The sequence below is a fragment of the Halorubrum sodomense genome (assembly GCF_900111935.1).
Taxonomy (GTDB): Archaea; Halobacteriota; Halobacteria; order Halobacteriales; family Haloferacaceae; genus Halorubrum; species Halorubrum sodomense.
Genome location: NZ_FOYN01000004.1, coordinates 17,232 through 34,595 on the forward strand (window position 1 = coordinate 17,232; position 17,364 = coordinate 34,595).

Below are 17,364 nucleotides of genomic sequence, written 5' to 3' on the forward strand. Positions count from 1 at the left end.
GGTGGGTCCCTCAGAAACGATGCGGACCCCGCTGGTGATGACAGCGGGTCCGCGTGGGCTTCCGTGTCGACCCCACGAAAGCCATGTCAGCAAACCCGTCCGGGCATCTTCAAACTCCCGGGACAGACCACGGCGGTATCGTTCTCACTGGCGACAGCGACGCTTGTCCGGGGTGCGGTCGCCCGCTCTCGACGCACGGCTACTCGTTCGAGGGCTTCGGCGGTCGCGCCACGCTGTCACCGTGCGGCCTCGACGTCAGCGGCGTTCCCCTTCGGGAGCTGCTCGACGCGATCGGCCGAGACACCTCGCAGTTCACAGATTCATGAGTTCCGACTCCACCACGCCGACGACCGACCCCGAGACGCACCGCATCCGCCACACCGACCTCACGATGTTCCAGATCGACCTCCTCGCCGTCTGCGCGCGGCTGGAGTCCTCGCTGGGCGAGGTGAAGGGCCTCGCCATCAAGGACGGCCTCGAAGACGTCATCGAGAAGCCGGTGAACCACGGCCGCCTGTACCCGAACCTCGACGAGCTCGCCACGAAGGGGCTCATCGAGAAGGGGAAGATCGACGACCGGTCGAACTTCTACCGCGTCACCGAGGAGGGGTTCCGCGTCCTCGACGAGCGCCGCGACCACATCGCGCGAGCGATCGACGGAGGCGCGTGATGTCGGAGAACTCGCACGCCGGCACCGTCGCGGAGCAGTTGGCGATCGCCGAGGCCGACGGCGACGAACCGACCGTCATCGAGGTGCCGATCAAGCTCCACCGGAACGATCAGGGACTCCACGCGTGGGTCGACGAGAGCGCGGTCGGTGACGAGGTCGCGAAGGCGATCGACATCGAGGAGATCGAGCGCCGGCTGTTCAACCGTTTCCCCGAGGTCCTCCTCCAGAACGCGGAGGAGAACCTGACGCCGGAGTGGTGCCGGAAGCCGGACGAGGCGCCACAGGTCGCGGTCGCGGAGTACTACCCGGACATCGAGCGGCTCGGCGGCGTCACGGTGTCGATGGACCAGCGCGCGCAGTGGGCGATGATCCCGCGGGACGACGGAGGGGATGCGTGATGCCGGAAGTCGTCGAACGCGAGACGGAGCGGACGTTCGAGATCACCGACCACACGGTCCGGCGGATCGCGGTCGAGACCGGAATGTCGGTCTTGGCGAAGTACGAATGCGTCGACTGTGGCGCCAGCGCGAACTCAGTGCTGGTCTTCGATCAGTTGGACTGCGAGACTGGCGAGTTCGACCGACCCGAGGAGCTCGGCGAGTCGCCGCCGCCGGTGGACATGCGCGCCCATCGCGACGTCGAGGCGATCGTCGACGACCTCGATTCGATCGAGGAAGTGATCGACTTCGAGCGCGGCCCAGAGGACAGAGAGATCACGAAGTACCTGCGCGTCGAGGTGGAGGGCTCGCCGGGGACGTACTACCTGAGCCCCGTCATCCGAGACCACGATCTTCGGATCGTTTCAGCGGGCGTCCATCCGCTCGGTCACCTGAAGGTGAAGCTGGTTCCGTTCGAGCGGGGTGGTCGGAATGCGTAGCTCAGATCTCGCCCTCGTCGACGATGCGGTCGAGAGTGAGGTCGTCGAGCACGTCGAAGACTTCACCCTCGATTTCGTCGACATCGCTGTCTGTTCCGTACGCTCGAAGCTCGGAGTGGCTGTTCTTCAGCTCTTTCAGGTCGTGGTAGCACTCGAAGCAGGTGACGACGACGGGAGCCAGCGGGAACCACCCGAGGTCCCGCTCGTCTTCGAGATACATCCGCCACTCGGTGGGGAGTCGGAAGTGGCGCGGACGACCTTCGATGGCCTCGTCGCAACTGGCGCACGTCTCGGAGGTAGACTCGCTCATCGATCTACCGGTGTGGTCGCTCACCAGCGACAAGAGCGTTCGGGAGGTGTCTCGGCGTGAGCGGACTCGACTGGCCCGCCGGCTTCGAGCGGACGGCCGCCGCAGAGCGCGAACGGAACCGGAGCTTCGAAGCGACGCTCGGCGCGACGACGAAGGCGCTCGCGACGGAGATGGACCGGATGGACGTCGACGCGTGGCGTGGCGAAATCGCGAACGCGCACACCAAGTCGAACGGTCTCCCGCTCCACAACGCGAACCCGGACGATCCGGGATTCGTGCTGCGGTGGACCGACGACGAAGAGCAGTTCGCAGTGGCGTGCGACGCCTCTCCGAAGATCCGGGACAACGTCCGGACGGTCTACAAGTGGGTCCGCGAGACGCGGATGCGCGGGACCCGTCCCGTGAAGACGGGAGACACGGAGTTCGCGGCGGCGCGGCTCCCGCCGGGAGACGGTGAGGGAGCGGTCGTCGCGGCGTCTGCCACGAGCCAACCGCCGCACGATGTTCTGGGGGTCGCCCCGGACGCGCCGGCGGATGTCGTGGAGGCGGCCGCACGAGCGCGGAAGGCGGACACGCACCCGGACAACGGCGGGAGTACGGCCGAGTTTCAGCGTGTCGTCGAGGCCGAGAAGGCGATGCTGGAGGGCGATCGATGAGCGCTGACGACGAGTACAGCGACCCGTACGAAGAACGGCTCGCTGGCGAGACCACTGTCGAGTGGCAGTGTGGCGTCGCGGCGTACGACCGGTTCGAGCCGGACGATCCGGAGTACTGCGACCACGAGCCGGAGACGATCGAACTCGATGAGCCGGCTGGAGTCGGCGCCGATGGGGAGATCTCCCTCCCCGGCTTCCCCGGTGAGTGTCCGGTGTGTGGGAACCCGAAGGAGTTCGAGATCAACGGCCTCGGGGTGTTCCTTCGATGAGCGAGAGCAACGTCGAGCGCCGCGTCGTCGACGCCGAGCGCCCACTTACGGGGGTAACGTACGGGCCTGCGGTCGACGCCGACGGCTACGTTCTCACGCTGATCACGGCGGACGGCCCGCTCGAAGTCGAGTTCGACCAGGAGGCGATGTACCTGCTCTGGACCGAGGTCAAGGGCACGCCGTGGCCGGACCCGCCGACGTCGACCGAGCGGGACCTGCTGGTGAAGCGCCTCGTCGAGCTCGCGAACGGCGCCGATGAGGAGATGCTGCGGGACGCGATCCGCGCACTCGGAGGTAAGCGGTGAGGGACGACTCGTACGAGGCGCCGGCGGGCGGTGAGGAGTTGATCCCGATGGCGCCGCAGGAGGCGCTCGACATCTGGCTCGAACGCCAGGAGATGGACAAGGCGGAGAGCACGGTCCAGAGCTATCGCTACCGGGTCAAGCCGTTCGTCGAGTACCTCGAGGATGAGGAGGGTATCGAGAACCTGAACGACCTGAACGGCCGTCACCTGCTCCGGTTCGATTCGATGCGCCGGTCGAGCGGCGACATTCAGAAGAACACGCTGAACAACCAACTCGGGACGATCCGGCAGTTCCTCGAGTTCGGGATCAAGGCGAACGCGGTCAAGCCTACGGTCGCCAGTCAGGTCGACATCCCGCACGTTTCGAAGGACGAGCGGATCAACCGCGAGAAGCTCCCGACGCAGCGCGCGAAGGACATCCTCGCGTTCCTCGACCGCTACGAGTACGCGAGCCGTGACCACGTCATCGCGTTCCTGCTCTGGGAGACCGGCGCCCGTGCGGGTTCGCTCCGAGCGCTCGACCTGGAAGACGTCTACCTCGAGGAGGACGACCTCGACCGGCTACGGTACCAGGAGGATCTTGACGTCGGGGAGTCCGTCCTAGAGGACATCCTCACGGGCGTCGAGCTCCCATTCATCTACTTCCGACACCGGCCGGAGACCGACACGCCGCTGAAAAAGAAGGACAGCGGCGCGCGGCCGGTGAACATCTCGGAGGAACTCGGCGACGTGCTCGGCGCGTACATCCGAGTCCGCCGAGCGGCGGGGACCGACGAGCACGGACGGAAGCCGTTGCTCTCCTCGAAGAAGGCGCCGGGCCGGATCACCGTCTCTGGAATCCGGATTCGGTCGTACGAGATTACTCAGCCGTGCCAGGTCGGGAAGGAGTGCCCTCACGATCGCGACCCCGAGGAATGCGAGGCACGGGTGCCCGGACAGAAGTCGCGTTGCCCGTCGGTTCGGTCACCGCACAAGTGGCGGACGGGCTCGGTGACGTGGCATCGCGACCGAGGGTGGCCGCCGGAGGAGATTGCGACGAAGATGGCGACCTCTGTGGAGCTGGTGAACAGCGTCTACGACCAACCCGAGCAGCTGAAGCGGATGGCGATCCGCCGCGAGAACCTCGACAAACTGTACGAACAATGATACACTCAAACGACACTCTCGATTCGGATGAAGCGCAGCAAAAACCGTGTTTGTGTCCTCAGCGGTCCCATCAGATTCTTTACAGATTGCCGTTATCGGCAGTCTCAACGCCTTCTAACGCCCGAAAAACGCATTCGAGGGTGCGCTATGAACCGCCAAATCGGCGGTTCCGACGAAACCGCGCAGTGCCGGTACTGTGATGATGATATCTCTGACATAGACCGAATAGTACTCGCTGAAGCCAGCGATGGCCGCTAGAGCGACGTTGTATGTTTTCTCGGCTAATACGCGCGGGTATGGCACAGTCGTCGGTTCGGATCGTGACCGAGGTCCACGACGAGCCGCATATCGAGGGACGGCGCGTGACCGTCCGGCGGATTCAGGGGCTCGTCGAGGGGGCCGGAAAGTCGGCCGAGGAGGTGGCCGAGCAGCTCGACCTCGACGTGGCGGACGTGTACGGCGCGCTCCAGTACTACCACAGTCACCCCGACGAGATGGCGGCGGTCGAAGGTCAACGGGCGGAACGCGAGGCCGCGGCGCGGGAGGCGGGCGCGGTGTCGTTCTCGGAGCTGAAAGACGACGAGAGCGCGTAACTGGCTGGAGTATCGGGTCCTCGTCGACGAGAACACGAGTCCGCGGGTCGCGGAGTCACTCCGGGGAAAGGGCGTCGCCGCGGAACACGTCCACGAGGCGCTTTCTGAAGGCGTCGACGACGAGTCGATCGCGGCGTTCGCTCGCGAGGGCGGCCACGTCGTCCTCACGCACGACACCGATTTTCTCGACGCGGAGACGCGAGGGGACGTGCCGGTGCTCTACTACGCCGACGATACGACGGACACCTACGCGATCGCCGACCGCGTCGCGGCGGTGGTCGAGTCGATGCCGGACCCGACCGACCTGCGCCCGATCGTGAAGCTCAACGAGCGGGGCTGAACGTCGTGATCGAAACGGGCGGGCAGGTCGAGACGGAGCTGTTCGGCAGGCGCTGGGCGGCGACCGAGGTGGCGGAAGCGGCGCCGCGCGACCAGTTCTAATCGCGACACGAGAGCGTCGTCTCCGTGTCGACCCGCGACCGTTCGGAATCCGTGAGTTCCTCCGTCATCTATTTAATCGCGCTGACGTGTGGGTTTGATATTCAATGAGCCAAGCGACGCTCGGAAGCGGTCCCTACCGGAACTCCAGCCTCTTCTCTGGCTACTATCTCGACGAACGCGTTGCCGACCTCGACGACTGGGAGTCCGACGACGAGGCGGAAGCGGCGTTCGAGGACCTTCGCGAACTCTGGGAACTGGAGGGAGAGTACGTCGCCACGCACGGGGAAGACGAACTGATCGACCAGTGGATCGGTGAGGTCCTCGATATCCTCGGGTTCGACACGATCTCCGAGGGGACGCTTCCGGGCGGCGGCGGGTACGTCGACCGACTGCTCTACGAGTCGAGAGACGACCGATACGCGGCCGTCGACCGGAAGGAGAACGACGACCGAGAGGGGATGTTCTCCGGAGCGTCCGCGCTGCTCGAAGCCAAACAGTGGGGCCACGACTTCGAGCAGCGGTTCAGCGACGAGCGACCCTATCGCGACGCGTCGCACCAGGTAAAGTACTACCTCGAACGGACGCCGCCCGACCTCAAGTGGGGAATTCTCACGGACGGGAAGAAGTGGCGGCTCTACGGGACGAAGGACTACGAGACACAGACGTACTACGAGGTCGACCTGCCGGAACTGCTCGAATCCGGGGACCTCCAGCAGTTCAAGTACTTCTACTGTTTCTTCCGGCCCGAGGCGTTCGTCGAGGTCGCGGGTAGCTCGTTCCTCGAAACCGTCTGGTCGGAGTCCGAGACCGCCGCACAGGAGCTCGGGGAGGACCTCCAAGACAACGTGTTCACCGCGCTACGGGTCCTCGGGAAGGGGTTCGTCGAGAACAACGACCTCGCGATCGACCCGGAGGACGAGTCGGCGCGGAGCGAACTGAAAGAACAGTCGCTCGTGCTGCTGTACCGGCTGATGTTCGTTCTCTACGCGGAGTCGCGCGGGCTGATCGACCCGGAGGAGCCGAGCGCGAACGCGGAGTACCACGAGAACTTCAGCCTCGAAGCGGTGCGGAGCGACATCATCGAGACGGTCGAGGGCGGCGACGTCGAGTCGGGCGCCGCGTTCCGCGAGGAGTACAGCACCTTCTCCACGACGATCTGGAACCGGCTCTCGCGGCTGTTCGAGCTGATCGACGAGGGCGAAGAGGAGCTCGACATCCCGCCGTACAACGGCGGGCTGTTCGACCACGACGACCACGAGTTCCTCGCGGAAAACTCGGTCTCGGACCCGGCGATCGCCGAGGTCATCTTCCGGCTGTCGACCACGGAGAACGACGAGGGCGAGTACGTCCCGGCGGACTACGCCGACCTCGACACGCGGCACCTCGGCTCGATCTACGAGGGCCTGCTGGAACACGAGTTCCGGATCGCGCCGGAGGCGGGCATGGCCGCGGTCGCGGAGGACGGCGGACAAGTGTGGAAGCCCGGCGACGAGGTCTCCGTCGCGGACGCGGTCGAGGTCGTCGACGAGGGCGGGCTGTACGTCGTCAACGACGAGGGCGAGCGCAAGGCCACGGGGGCGTACTACACGCCGGACTACGTGGTCACCTACATCGTCGAGGAGACGATCGACCCGCTGATAGACGAGATTCACGCGGACCTCGAAGCCGACGGGCTCTCCCGGAGCGACGGGGAGTACTTCCGGCGGTTCTACGACCGCGTGACGGATCTGACGGTCCTCGATCCCGCGATGGGCTCGGGGCACTTCCTGACGAAGGCGACGGGCTACCTGACCGAGCACGTCATGAGCGTCGTTCGCGAGCAGGAGATTCAGTCGTACGACGAACAGGACATCCGGCGGACGATCTCGAAGGAGGTCATCTACGGCGTCGACCTGAACGGGATGGCGGTCGAACTCGCGAAGCTCTCGATGTGGTTGGAGACGCTCGCGGCGGACCAGCCGCTCGCGTTCCTCGACCACCACCTGAAGGACGGGAACTCGCTCGTCGGCAGCGACATCACGGAGGTCCTCTCCGACGACACCGAGGAGAACGACGGCCAGTTGACGCTCACACAGGCGTTCGCACGCGTTCGGCAGGACACCCTCGGGCACGTGATGGACCTGATGGCGGACCTGCTGGCGTACGACAACGACTCGCTGGAGAGCGTGAAATCGATGGAGGAGCTGTACGACGAGATCCGCGACGACCCGCTGTACACGCGCCTCTTCGAGTTGGCGAACGTCCACACCGCCGAGGAGTTCGGCTGTGACGTGCCCGAGGACGCCTACGAGCAGATGGCGGGGGCGATCGAGGACGAAGCCGACTGGGCGGAGATCCGCGAGGAGGACTGGTTTACCGCGGCACAGGTGACGGCCGACGAGCAGGACTTCTTCCACTGGGAACTGGAGTTCCCCGAGGTGTTCTTCGACGCCGACGGTGAGCGGATGCCTGAAGCCGGTTTCGACACCGTGATCGGGAATCCGCCTTATGTGCGAATCCAAGAGCTACAGACAAATGTGCCAGAACAGGCGGAGTATCTCTCTAGATATCGATCCTCCGAGCAGAATTTCGATCTCTATGTAAACTTCACCGAGAAGGGGTACGAATTGTTATCCCCGAGGGGGCTACTCGGGTTTATTGAGCCTCACAAATTCTTCCAAAATGAATTTGGAAGAGGTATCCGCGAGTTCCTCGCAGACAATGATTCCCTCGATAAGATCCTCTCATTCGGTCACAAGCAGGTGTTTGGGAACGCCTCTGTCTATACCTGCGTCCTTATATTGAGCAAATATGACGAGGACGGACTCGAATATGCTGAAGTCGATCCTGCGGATCTAGCAACTGGGAAAGATCCTAATTTCCGTCACATCAATCCTGAACTTGACGGAGATGCTTGGGTATTCCAATCGCCAGAAGTTCTAGAGATTATTCAGGAAATCGAGGATAACCCACTAAGTCTAGCTGATGCTACGAAGAAAATATATCAGGGAATCATAACGAGTGCTGATAGTATTTTCTTGGTGGAAATCACCGAACAGATGGGAGATCTGACAGTTGTAGAAAACGGACATGGTGAGCAATTTAAGGTAGAATCAGAGCTTCTACACCCCTTTTTGAAAGGAAAAGACGTGAAACGATATGCTCCCTTAGATCCGCCTCTACAAATCATCTTACCATACCGGGTTGATGACAACGAACTAGACTTCATACCAGAAGAATCCCTTCGTTCAGAGTTCCCACGAGCATTTGAGTACTTCAAGAGTCACGAGTCGAAGCTTCGATCGCGTGACAGTGGTAGTATGGACACGGAACGGTGGTATGACTTCACTCGGGCCCAGAATATGGGTGAATTTCTGAATGACAAAATAGTCACTCCCGAGATCAGCTACGGGGGTAACTTCACGTTAGACGAGACTGGTGTACTCCATAAGTCGAAAGTTTACGGCATCGTGTCGGAAGAAAACATCGACAATGAATACCTTCTGACTTTACTGAACAGTAAGCTGTTCTGGTTCTACCTAAGGAGTACTGGATACGTACTCCGCGGCGGCTACTTTACCTTCAAAACGGACTACTTGGAACCGTTCTGTATCCCGTCGATCGGAGCGGCGAGCAAAAAGCTGAATTCAGAACGCCTTGTTGAAAGAGCGAATAATCTGTTCGCTACCGGAAACTCAGTGGATTCTGGAGATGGCCCGTCTTATCAGGAAATTCTCCGAGCTCTGGCTGCGGAACGGATTACTCAAGAAAAAGAGCAGTCAGTACTCAATACAAATCTTACAGACCATCTTGGGACCTATACGAATGGGCCTGAGCTAGGAGATATTGGTTTTGAACAACCTCCAGAAGGCTCGACGCCGACAATACTCCAGCAGACATCTGACGAGAAGACAAACCTGCGGACCGGTGACTCGACGATTAAGCGGGTCTCAAGAAACACGGTTGAAATCCACCTCACTGCTCGCTACAAGCCCGACGATGAGGACGCACACGAGACGGACCAGTGGGGCTACACGGAGACGGAGTACCTGCCGGCGTTCCGTATCACGGACCTCACGGAGCGCGAGGCGGACCTGATCGAGCACTTCGTCCCGGTCGCGGTCGACGAGGCGGGCGGCTTCGCGAACTTCCGCGAGACGGCGACGAAGACGAACTCGCTGATCGACCGGCTGAAGGCGATCGAGGTGCCGGACGTCGACGACGTGGCCGACGACTTGGAGAACTACCTGGACACGAAGGAACGCGCCGCGGAGCTCGACGCGAAGATCGAACAGACGGACCGGCTTATCGACGAGATCGTGTATGAGCTGTACGGGCTGACCGACGAGGAGATCGAGATCGTTGAGGAGGCTGTTGAAGACTAGATCTACGAAACGAAGTGCGGACTACCGGACGTAGTGACCGAATCAGGACGTTTCGGACGGCCGACTCTGCGACTTCGGGGCCGATACCGGACGGGACCGCTACGGACTGGCGCGGAACTCGCCGTGCTTCATCCCGAAGAAGTACGCGACCACCGAGAACGCGATCATCGAGGGGAGGACCATCATGAAGACGGTCGAGGGTGTCATCACCGCGGTCAGCGCGACCGTTGCGACGGCGACGATCGCGGCGAGCGGAACCACCGAGCGCGTGAAGTCGAATTCCATGGGTGTGGTTGTGCCTAGACAAGGATAGTCCTTTAGAAACGAACGCGATGCGGATCCGGACGACGACCTCAACGATCGGATCGACGATGCTCGAGTGACAGATAGCGACTCTTCACCCGAGCAGCTTCCGCCGAGTATTCGCGGCGATCACCCCGCCGCCGGCGATGACCGCAGCCGCTGCTGTCAGCGGATTGAAAAACCCGACGGCCAGCGCCGCGAGGGCGATGCCGTTGTAGGAGAACGCGAGGAGGTTGTTCTGTTTCACGCGACGACGGGCCGCTCCCGCGAGGTCGAAGGCGGTTTCGACGGATCGGATGTCGTTGTCGACGATCGCGATGTCGGCGGCGTCGGCGGCCAACGCCGTCCCGCCGCCCAGCGAGATGCCGAGGTCGGCGGCGGCGAGCGCCGGCGCGTCGTTGGTGCCGTCACCCACCATCGCGACCCGGCCGTCGGATCCGAGCCGCCGGATCGTCGCCGTCTTCCCCTCCGGCGGAACCGTCGCAAAGACGTGCGTCACGGCGTCGTGTCGCTTGAAGAAGTCCGTCGCCTCCTCGTCGTCGCCCGTCAGGACGACGACCTCCGTGCCCCGTTCCCCGAGCCGAGAGACGGTGTCGTCCCAGCCGTCCCGCGGCTCGTCGCCGACGACGATCAGCCCCTCCGCCGTCCCGTCGCGACCGATCACGACCGGCAGCTGACCGAACCCCCGAGCGTCGGCGACCCGAGACCTGATGTCGTCGTCGACGGTCCATCCCCGTTCCGCGAACAGGTCGAGGTTCCCGACGAGATATGACGTGTCGCCGATCACGCCTTCGATACCGGACCGATGGGTCGTGAACTCGCGTATCCGATCGCCGCCTTCCGTTCCGGTGGCGTCGTCCGCCGAGTCCGACTGATCCCCCGTGTCGTCGCCCCCGTCCCTGCCGGCGAACGCCGTCGCGATCGCGTTCGCAGCGGGGTGTGACGCCCGTCGTTCGAGCGCGGCGACGGCGTCGAGCAGCTCGGGGGGCGCGTCCGCTTCGATCACCTCCATCTCTCCGGTCGTGAGCGTCCCCGTCTTGTCGAAGACGACGACGTCGACCTCGCGGAGCCGTTCGAAGACCGTCTCGTCGAAGATGATGATCCCGCGACGGAGCGCACTGGAGAGGCTCTTCGCGACCGACAGCGGCGTCGCGAGTCCGAGGGCCCACGGCGAACCGGCGAGGAGGACCACCAGCGCGAGGCGGACGGCGTCCGCCGGGCCCATCCCGAACGCGAGCGCACCGACGCCGCCGACCGCGACGGCGGCTCCGGCGACGACGAACACGGCGTACGACGCGAGCCGGTCGGCGTGCCGCTGGACCCCGTGCGTCGCGCTCTGTAGGTCCCGGACGGCGGTCGTTATCCGGTCGATGCTACTCGTCACGTCCGGGCCGACGCGGACCAACGCCGCGCCGTCCGTCACGATCGACCCCCCGATCACGTCGTCGCCGGCGCGTTTCGACACCGGAAGCGACTCACCGGTCACGATCGCTTCGTCGACGGTACAGCCGTCTTCGACCAGTTCGCCGTCGACCGGCACGCGCTCCCCCCGTCGAACGAGGACGACGTCGCCCGCCTCGAGGTCCTCGACGCGAACGTCCCGAGTGGTTCCGTCCGAGTCGTACGTCCGCGCCCGCTCGACCTGCGATATCGTGAGCTCGGTGAGCCGGTCGAGCGCGCGCTGTTTGATCGACGACTCGTAGAACACCGACGCGGTGACCGCAGCCGTTACGACGATCGCGAGGTCGTAGAAGATGTCGTTCTGTCCGAGGACGACGGCCGCCGTACTGTACAGATACGCGCTCACCGCGGTGATCGCGACCAACAGGTCGGTGTTCGGGCGCCGCATTTTGAGACTGATGTACGCACCCCGCAACACCGGAAGCCCGGTGAACACCAGGATGAGTCCGGTCATCACGAAGTACAGCCGGAGGAACACGAACGCGCCCTCGCTGTTCAACTGAAACGCGCCCTCGAATATCGCGAGCGCTTGCCAGTCGAATATCGACGCGAGGTGTGCGGGATACAGGATCGCGACGTACGGGACCAACAGAAACGCACCGAAGAGGAACCCGAGCGAGTACCGCATCCCCAGGAGCTGGTCGTCCCGCCGCTTCCGAATGCCACCCATCTCCCGTGACCGGCGCGTCGTCCCGCCGGCTGTGTCCGCCTCTGTCGAGGCGTCGTCACGGAGGTACGCCGTGTACCCGAGCGTACTCAACGCGTCACGCAGCGCGCCCTTCGAGACGGTTCCTGGGTCGTGGTCGACGCGGATCGTCTCCGTGACGTAACTCGCCTCAGCGGCGGTCACTCCCGCCCGGTTCTCGGCGAGCGACTCGAGATACGCTTCACACGTCGCGGAGTACATCCCGTCGATCCGCAAGAACGTCCGGGAGTCATCCGAGTCGGGCAGACCGTGTCCGTCCGGTGTCCGCTCAGGTGTGGACCGGTCGACGTCGGGCGGGTCGGCAACTCCGAGCGTCGCATACACGTCGTGACACCCGCTCGAGCAGAACGCGCGCTCACCGGGTGCTTCAAAAGAGGACGACTGAATCGATCGACCGCACAAGGAACACTCGTTGCTCATACTGCGACGGGCGCGACTCGTTTCCTCAGTCGGACAGCGCGCAGACTCGAGCGAGCATCACGGCACATGCTTCTTTCATACAGTAGTAGTGAACTTGTAATGAGACGGTTGATCGTACCCACGTACGAGGCTCACGTTTATGTGACCATCGCTCTCTATCGAACGGCACTCCGTCCGGAGATCGATGCGAAATCAACGGGTCATATATCCGATCTCGTCGTGCGCCTGGGAGCGTGCGACCACGTCTCGTCTCGACTGCTCGTCCCGGGGTTCGTCCGTCGCACCGCTCGCAACGGCGTATTCACGACGAGTGGAACGAACGGGCCCCGTGGTCGTCCTGCCACGCAAACGCGTGGAGACGGCGGGTTTCGACGCGCCGGAGCCGGCGGCCGTCGTCACTTTCGCCCGTCGTGAGCGTCCACGCCGCACCGTCACATACCCACTCGTACTAGGCTACTATATGTATCTGTGAGCGAACTCGAAATCGACGCCGACACCACGGCCGTCCCGATCGCCGGTCCGCAGATCGACTTCCCGAAGCCCGAGAGCGAGGCGTGAGACGAGGTCGGCGAGACCGTCGTGGAGAACGCCGTCGTCGACGAGTTTCGTCGGATCCGCGACGCCGCTCCCGACCCTCGTCTCGGCTCGCTCGTCGGTCACCTCCTCCGGGGCGGACTCGTCGGCGCGCTCTCGGCGACGCCGCCGCCGCTTCCGGATCGGCAGACGATCCGAGACCAGGTGTCGGGAGCCATCGTCGATAGCGGATCGATCGCCGCTCGCCGGTCGAGCACGTTCTCGGTTCGGTCGAACCGCCTGTGCGCTCTCGACGCACGATCTGAACGCTGTTAACATCCGTCGACCCCGACTCATTGTATGGTACAGATTGGCAGACGGTCCCTCCTCGGCGCCCTCGGGGTCGGGATGTCGTCGGTTTCGGGGTGTCTCGGCTCCTCCGACGCCGGCGCCGAATCGGGGTCGATCGACGGCGGCTCCGACGGATCGACCGGTTCGGTTGCCGAGGGGCCACCGACGGTCGAGCGGTCGCTCCCGGCGGCGTACACCGCCGAGGAGCTCGCGGCGGCGAGCCGGTCCGGCGGGCCGCCGCCCGACGGCATTCCCGCGATCGAGGACCCGCAGTTCGCCGAGGCGACGGACCCGCCGGCGTTGCTCGACGACGGCGATCCGGTGTTCGGCGTCGTCCTCGACGGCGAGGCGAAGGCGTACCCGCAGTCCGTCCTCGTGTGGCACGAGATCGCCAACGACGTTATCGCCGGGACGCCCGTCTCCGTGACGTACTGTCCGCTCACCGGCACCGCACAGGGCTTCCACCGCGGGGAGACGACGTTCGGGGTCTCGGGACAGCTGATCAACGCGAACCTCGTCATGTTCGACCGGGCGACGGGGGCCCGGTGGCCGCAGATGCTCGCGACGCGGATCACCGGCGACGACCCCGGAGACCACCTGAAGGAGTTCCGGGTCGTCTGGACGACCTGGGAACGGTGGCGGTCGGCTCATCCCGAGACGGTCGTGCTCACCGACGACACCGGATTCGCCCGGAATTACGGGAGCGATCCGTACGGCGGGTACAACCCCCGGAGCGGGTACTACGCCGATGACTCCCTCCTGTTTCCGCCGCTCGCGGAGGACGATCGGCTCGCCCCGAAGACCGTCGTGATCGGGATGCGGTCGGCGAACGGCGCCGTCGCCGTCCGCAAGGAGACGCTCCGCGAAGAGCGGATCATCGAGTTCGACCTCGACGCCGTCCGCCACGCGGCCGTCTACGACGGATCGCTCGACACCGGGTACGTGTACCGGCCCAGAGACGGCGCCGAGAGCGACGGGACCGACGGTGCCGACCTCGAAACCGCGACGCTCTCGTGGGAGGACGGAGACGTCGTCGTCGACGGTTCCGTTCACGCTCCCGACTCGCTGCCGTTCGAGCGGGAGATCGCCTTCGACGCCATGTGGTTCGCTTGGTACGGCTACTACCCCATGACCGACCTCCACCGATGACCGCTCGCGGCGCACGTGCGACGGTTTCCGGTGTCCTCGGGGACGTCGACGGGGCGGTGCGACTGGCTCTCGGCCGCCGCGATAGCGCGGCGGTCGTCGCCGCCGTGACGGTCGGCTACCTGCTGGCGTACCTCTGGGCGACGGGCGATCTGTCCCTTCGCACGGGGGTCGCTCCCGGCGTACTCGTGATCGACGACCCGCTCGGTCGCCTGTTCGCCCGGACCGGGCCGGCGTCGTTCGGCGCGATCGCCACGGTCGACACCGGCGTCGTTCGGCTACTGCTCTCACCGGTCGACGTCGCGATCGGCGCCGTCGTCGCCGGGCTCGTCGGGATCAACCTCGGGACGACGTATCTCGCGGTTCGGCGGCCCGCGGAATGCGGGATCGGAGCCGTTTCGGGCCTGGTCGCGTCCGTTCCCGCCCTCCTCTCCGGGACGGTCTGTTGCGGCCCGGTCGTGCTGCTCGCGGTCGGCGTCCAGGCGACCGCCGTCGTCCTGACGGCGTTCGTCTGGCTGTTACCGATCGGGATCGCGCTGCTCCTCGCCAGCCTCGCGTACGTCGCGACGAAGATCGATCCGGGGCGGCCGATCGAACCTTGATCACCGATCGGGCCCGGGACGACCGAGAGAGTCGCTCATGGACGGGGTAGACGAGGCCACGGCATAACGCCGGGTCGGTCTGGCGCCTCGCGCACCAGACCGCGTCACCTATTCGCACGGGGTGATCGATGTCCGTTCATGGTCGCTCCAGAGTCGACGCCCGCACCGGACTCCGACCGGTCGCCACCTGACGACTCCGACTCTGCGTCCGCCGCCGCCCCCGCTCTCGTCGCGGACTCGCAGCGGTTCCTCCGCGCGGTCCGAACTCCCGACGACCGCGGGCCCGCGCTCGATACCGTCAGAAACCGGATCGCGGACGCCTCGCCCGACGAACTGGACGCGCTCGCACCCGACGAGCGGATCGCGTTCTGGCTCAACGTCTACAACGCCGCGACGGGGGCCGCGCTGCTCGCTGACCCGGACCGCTTCGAGGACCGTCGTCGGCTCTTCGGCGAGCCGATCGTCACCGTCGCCGGGACTGAGCTGAGCCTCGATCAGATAGAACACGGGATTCTCCGCGGCTCGCAGTGGAAGTACGGGCTGGGCTACGTCCCGAATCCCTTCCCCTCGGCGTTCGTCCGGCGGCACCGGGTCGCCGACCCCGACGCGCGCGTCCACTTCGCGCTCAACTGCGGCGCGGCCTCCTGTCCCGCCGTCGCCGCGTACGACGCGACCGACGTAGACGACCAGCTCAACCGCGCCGCCGGCTCGTATCTGCGAAGCGAGACGGTCGTCGAGGAGGGGACCGCCAGCGTGCCGCGCCTCCTCCTGTGGTACCGCGGCGACTTCGGCGGACGGTCGGGCATCCGCGCGCTCCTCCGCGAGCACGACGCGATCGACCCCGACGCGGTCTCACGGATACGCTACCGCGAGTACGACTGGTCGCTCGCGCTCGACGCGTTCCGGACCGAGGAGGAAGGCCGATGAGCGACGACGGCCTGCTGGAGTCGCTGTCGGTCGTCGGCCTCTTGAGCCTCTGTTGTATCGGGTTCGGCGGGGTCGCGGGCGGTGCGCTCCTCGCCGGGGGCGGCGCCTCCGCGACCGTCCTCACCACGGGCGCGTCCAGCGCTCGCGGCGCGTTGATCTCGGGCGGCGTCACGTTCGCGGCCGTGTTCGTCGCGGCCGTCGCGATCCGCTGGCGGCTTGACCGGTGAGGGGATGGAAGGCGCGGTATCGCTACCGGCGGTCAGAGGACTCCCGCGCCGCCGAGGATCAGCCGGACACCGATGACCGTCAACAGTCCGAGGACGACCCCGCGCCGGAGGCGTTCGCTCACGCGCTCGCGGAGGCGTTTTCCGACCGCGACCCCCGCGACGGCGGGGACCGCGGCGGCGACCGACGCGAGGACGAGCCCGAGATCCGGGTACAGCCCCAGTGCCGCGGCAGCGCCGACTCGCAGGCCGTTGATGCCGACGAACACGAGCGCGACGACGCCGACGAACAGCCCGTGCGAGAGGTCGAAGCTCCGCACGTACGCGACGAGCTGGACCCCGACGTTCGTCGCGCCGAACAGGACGCCGGAGACGGCGCCGACGGTCGCCATGACGAGCGGCGTCTCGGCGACATCCGGGTCGCTCACGACCGGGAGGGACGGGAGAGCGAAGAGACGCTGATTCGCCGCGACGAACCCGAGCGAGACGAGCCCGAGCAGGACCCGGAGCGGGGCGCCCGGGATCCGGTCGAGGAGCGCCATCCCGACGACCGTTCCGACGAGCGCGGCGACGAGCAGGGGTGCGAACCGAGTTCCACACGTTCGCAGCTCCTCGCGGGTGAGGTCGCCCACGAGCGCGACGTTCACGGCGAACATCGGGACGATCATGAACGCGACGGCGGTCGCGGGATCGAGCGTCGCGGCGAGCACCATCGTCCCGACGACGGCGAAGCCGAACCCCGCGACCCCGTTGACGGCGCCCGCGACCGCGACGACGACGGCGATCGCCGCCGCCAGTTCGACCGAGAGCGCGAGCGTCATACCGCCGCGACGCGGCGAGCGGTCATAAATGACCGCTGCGCGTGCGGGACGAAAACACAGTCGGGCGGTCGGCCCGGCCCGCGCGGCCTCGGGCGGGGTCGTTTTCGGACGTGGTCGATCGCCGAGGCCGGAGCGGTGATATCCCGTCGCCGAACGGCTCGGAACCGCGAATCCGCCGCCCCGCCTCTCCCGCTGGCCTGCCCCGCGGTCGTGTGCGGCGCGTGCCACGGCGGACGGGACTTGATGACCGCGGGTCCCGT

Annotated in this window: 19 protein-coding genes and 1 pseudogene; 15 read left to right on the plus strand and 5 right to left on the minus strand. The window is 65.4% G+C overall.

What is annotated here, in order from left to right; genetic code table 11:
* Window positions 1-322: 322 nt before the first annotated feature.
* The 3 genes from BM286_RS13270 to BM286_RS13280 are packed head-to-tail and all read left to right on the plus strand — an operon-like array spanning window position 323 to window position 1,547.
* Window positions 323-670, plus strand: a complete 348-nt coding sequence (locus BM286_RS13270; protein WP_092923348.1) for a PadR family transcriptional regulator — start codon at window positions 323-325, stop codon at window positions 668-670.
* Window positions 670-1,068 (plus strand): hypothetical protein, encoded by a 399-nt coding sequence (locus BM286_RS13275; protein ID WP_092923351.1) that lies wholly within the window; start codon window positions 670-672, stop codon window positions 1,066-1,068. Before BM286_RS13270 ends, BM286_RS13275 begins: the two co-directional genes overlap by 1 nt.
* Window positions 1,068-1,547 (plus strand): hypothetical protein, encoded by a 480-nt coding sequence (locus BM286_RS13280; RefSeq protein ID WP_092923354.1) that lies wholly within the window; start codon window positions 1,068-1,070, stop codon window positions 1,545-1,547. The genes BM286_RS13275 and BM286_RS13280 overlap by 1 nt, the downstream gene beginning before the upstream one ends.
* Window position 1,548: 1 nt before the next feature.
* Here the strand turns inward: BM286_RS13280 and BM286_RS13285 are convergent, their stop codons facing one another.
* Window positions 1,549-1,857: a hypothetical protein gene (locus tag BM286_RS13285; RefSeq protein WP_092923357.1), complete on the minus strand. Its 309-nt coding sequence runs from the start codon at window positions 1,855-1,857 to the stop codon at window positions 1,549-1,551.
* Between the two features lie 56 nt (window positions 1,858-1,913).
* Between BM286_RS13285 and BM286_RS13290 the strand changes: the two genes are divergently transcribed.
* From BM286_RS13290 to BM286_RS13320, 8 genes and pseudogenes are all read left to right on the plus strand, one after another.
* Window positions 1,914-2,513 (plus strand): molecular chaperone DnaJ, encoded by a 600-nt coding sequence (locus BM286_RS13290; protein ID WP_092923360.1) that lies wholly within the window; start codon window positions 1,914-1,916, stop codon window positions 2,511-2,513.
* The gene (locus tag BM286_RS13295; RefSeq protein ID WP_092923363.1) at window positions 2,510-2,782 is read left to right on the plus strand and encodes a hypothetical protein; all 273 of its coding nucleotides are present in this window, start codon (window positions 2,510-2,512) and stop codon (window positions 2,780-2,782) included. Before BM286_RS13290 ends, BM286_RS13295 begins: the two co-directional genes overlap by 4 nt.
* Window positions 2,779-3,087 carry a hypothetical protein gene (locus BM286_RS13300; protein ID WP_092923366.1) on the plus strand — a complete coding sequence of 103 codons (309 nt, stop codon included), beginning with the start codon at window positions 2,779-2,781 and terminating at the stop codon, window positions 3,085-3,087. Before BM286_RS13295 ends, BM286_RS13300 begins: the two co-directional genes overlap by 4 nt.
* Window positions 3,084-4,232 carry a tyrosine-type recombinase/integrase gene (locus BM286_RS13305; protein WP_092923370.1) on the plus strand — a complete coding sequence of 383 codons (1,149 nt, stop codon included), beginning with the start codon at window positions 3,084-3,086 and terminating at the stop codon, window positions 4,230-4,232. The genes BM286_RS13300 and BM286_RS13305 overlap by 4 nt, the downstream gene beginning before the upstream one ends.
* Before the next feature lie 296 nt (window positions 4,233-4,528).
* Window positions 4,529-4,825 (plus strand): DUF433 domain-containing protein, encoded by a 297-nt coding sequence (locus BM286_RS13310; protein ID WP_092923373.1) that lies wholly within the window; start codon window positions 4,529-4,531, stop codon window positions 4,823-4,825.
* A gap of 4 nt (window positions 4,826-4,829) precedes the next feature.
* A pseudogene (locus BM286_RS16005) lies at window positions 4,830-5,027 on the plus strand (DUF5615 family PIN-like protein); the annotation flags it as partial.
* Window positions 5,028-5,033: 6 nt separating this feature from the next.
* A complete protein-coding gene (locus tag BM286_RS16010) occupies window positions 5,034-5,165 on the plus strand; it encodes a hypothetical protein (protein WP_281245276.1) in 132 nt (43 codons plus the stop codon).
* A 205-nt stretch (window positions 5,166-5,370) separates the two neighbouring features.
* Window positions 5,371-9,630, plus strand: coding sequence for an Eco57I restriction-modification methylase domain-containing protein (locus tag BM286_RS13320; RefSeq protein ID WP_092923380.1), 4,260 nt, complete (start codon window positions 5,371-5,373; stop codon window positions 9,628-9,630).
* Between the two features lie 99 nt (window positions 9,631-9,729).
* Here BM286_RS13320 and BM286_RS13325 read toward each other — a convergent pair whose 3' ends face one another.
* From BM286_RS13325 to BM286_RS15675, 3 genes are all read right to left on the minus strand, one after another.
* Complete coding sequence (locus tag BM286_RS13325; protein ID WP_092923384.1) at window positions 9,730-9,915, minus strand: DUF7333 family protein; 186 nt, start codon at window positions 9,913-9,915, stop codon at window positions 9,730-9,732.
* Window positions 9,916-10,027: 112 nt separating this feature from the next.
* A complete protein-coding gene (locus tag BM286_RS13330; RefSeq protein ID WP_092923387.1) occupies window positions 10,028-12,520 on the minus strand; it encodes a heavy metal translocating P-type ATPase in 2,493 nt (830 codons plus the stop codon).
* Between the two features lie 456 nt (window positions 12,521-12,976).
* On the minus strand, window positions 12,977-13,180 hold the full coding sequence (locus tag BM286_RS15675; RefSeq protein ID WP_158294275.1) for a hypothetical protein: 204 nt from the start codon (window positions 13,178-13,180) through the stop codon (window positions 12,977-12,979).
* Between the two features lie 213 nt (window positions 13,181-13,393).
* Here BM286_RS15675 and BM286_RS13340 point away from each other — a divergent pair, with 213 nt between their 5' ends.
* The 4 genes from BM286_RS13340 (at window position 13,394) to BM286_RS13355 (ending at window position 16,286) form a co-directional block, all read left to right on the plus strand.
* A complete protein-coding gene (locus tag BM286_RS13340; protein WP_092923393.1) occupies window positions 13,394-14,533 on the plus strand; it encodes a DUF3179 domain-containing protein in 1,140 nt (379 codons plus the stop codon).
* Window positions 14,530-15,132 carry a hypothetical protein gene (locus BM286_RS13345; protein WP_092923396.1) on the plus strand — a complete coding sequence of 201 codons (603 nt, stop codon included), beginning with the start codon at window positions 14,530-14,532 and terminating at the stop codon, window positions 15,130-15,132. The genes BM286_RS13340 and BM286_RS13345 overlap by 4 nt, the downstream gene beginning before the upstream one ends.
* A gap of 138 nt (window positions 15,133-15,270) precedes the next feature.
* Window positions 15,271-16,059 (plus strand): DUF547 domain-containing protein, encoded by a 789-nt coding sequence (locus tag BM286_RS13350; protein ID WP_092923399.1) that lies wholly within the window; start codon window positions 15,271-15,273, stop codon window positions 16,057-16,059.
* Window positions 16,056-16,286, plus strand: a complete 231-nt coding sequence (locus tag BM286_RS13355; RefSeq protein WP_092923402.1) for a hypothetical protein — start codon at window positions 16,056-16,058, stop codon at window positions 16,284-16,286. The genes BM286_RS13350 and BM286_RS13355 overlap by 4 nt, the downstream gene beginning before the upstream one ends.
* A gap of 32 nt (window positions 16,287-16,318) precedes the next feature.
* Here BM286_RS13355 and BM286_RS13360 read toward each other — a convergent pair whose 3' ends face one another.
* Window positions 16,319-17,104: a TSUP family transporter gene (locus tag BM286_RS13360; RefSeq protein WP_092923405.1), complete on the minus strand. Its 786-nt coding sequence runs from the start codon at window positions 17,102-17,104 to the stop codon at window positions 16,319-16,321.
* Between the last annotated feature and the right edge of the window lie 260 nt (window positions 17,105-17,364).

Bases quoted from the DNA above. Each gene is read 5' to 3' on its own strand.
- BM286_RS13270 (WP_092923348.1), top strand. From the start codon at position 323: ATGAGTTCCGACTCCACCACGCCGACGACCGACCCCGAGACGCACCGC.
- BM286_RS13275 (WP_092923351.1), top strand. From the start codon at position 670: ATGTCGGAGAACTCGCACGCCGGCACCGTCGCGGAGCAGTTGGCGATC.
- BM286_RS13280 (WP_092923354.1), top strand. From the start codon at position 1,068: ATGCCGGAAGTCGTCGAACGCGAGACGGAGCGGACGTTCGAGATCACC.
- BM286_RS13285 (WP_092923357.1), bottom strand. From the start codon at position 1,857: ATGAGCGAGTCTACCTCCGAGACGTGCGCCAGTTGCGACGAGGCCATC.
- BM286_RS13295 (WP_092923363.1), top strand. From the start codon at position 2,510: ATGAGCGCTGACGACGAGTACAGCGACCCGTACGAAGAACGGCTCGCT.
- BM286_RS13300 (WP_092923366.1), top strand. From the start codon at position 2,779: ATGAGCGAGAGCAACGTCGAGCGCCGCGTCGTCGACGCCGAGCGCCCA.
- BM286_RS13310 (WP_092923373.1), top strand. From the start codon at position 4,529: ATGGCACAGTCGTCGGTTCGGATCGTGACCGAGGTCCACGACGAGCCG.
- BM286_RS13320 (WP_092923380.1), top strand. From the start codon at position 5,371: ATGAGCCAAGCGACGCTCGGAAGCGGTCCCTACCGGAACTCCAGCCTC.
- BM286_RS13325 (WP_092923384.1), bottom strand. From the start codon at position 9,915: ATGGAATTCGACTTCACGCGCTCGGTGGTTCCGCTCGCCGCGATCGTC.
- BM286_RS13330 (WP_092923387.1), bottom strand. From the start codon at position 12,520: ATGAGCAACGAGTGTTCCTTGTGCGGTCGATCGATTCAGTCGTCCTCT.
- BM286_RS13340 (WP_092923393.1), top strand. From the start codon at position 13,394: ATGGTACAGATTGGCAGACGGTCCCTCCTCGGCGCCCTCGGGGTCGGG.
- BM286_RS13345 (WP_092923396.1), top strand. From the start codon at position 14,530: ATGACCGCTCGCGGCGCACGTGCGACGGTTTCCGGTGTCCTCGGGGAC.
- BM286_RS13350 (WP_092923399.1), top strand. From the start codon at position 15,271: ATGGTCGCTCCAGAGTCGACGCCCGCACCGGACTCCGACCGGTCGCCA.
- BM286_RS13355 (WP_092923402.1), top strand. From the start codon at position 16,056: ATGAGCGACGACGGCCTGCTGGAGTCGCTGTCGGTCGTCGGCCTCTTG.
- BM286_RS13360 (WP_092923405.1), bottom strand. From the start codon at position 17,104: ATGACGCTCGCGCTCTCGGTCGAACTGGCGGCGGCGATCGCCGTCGTC.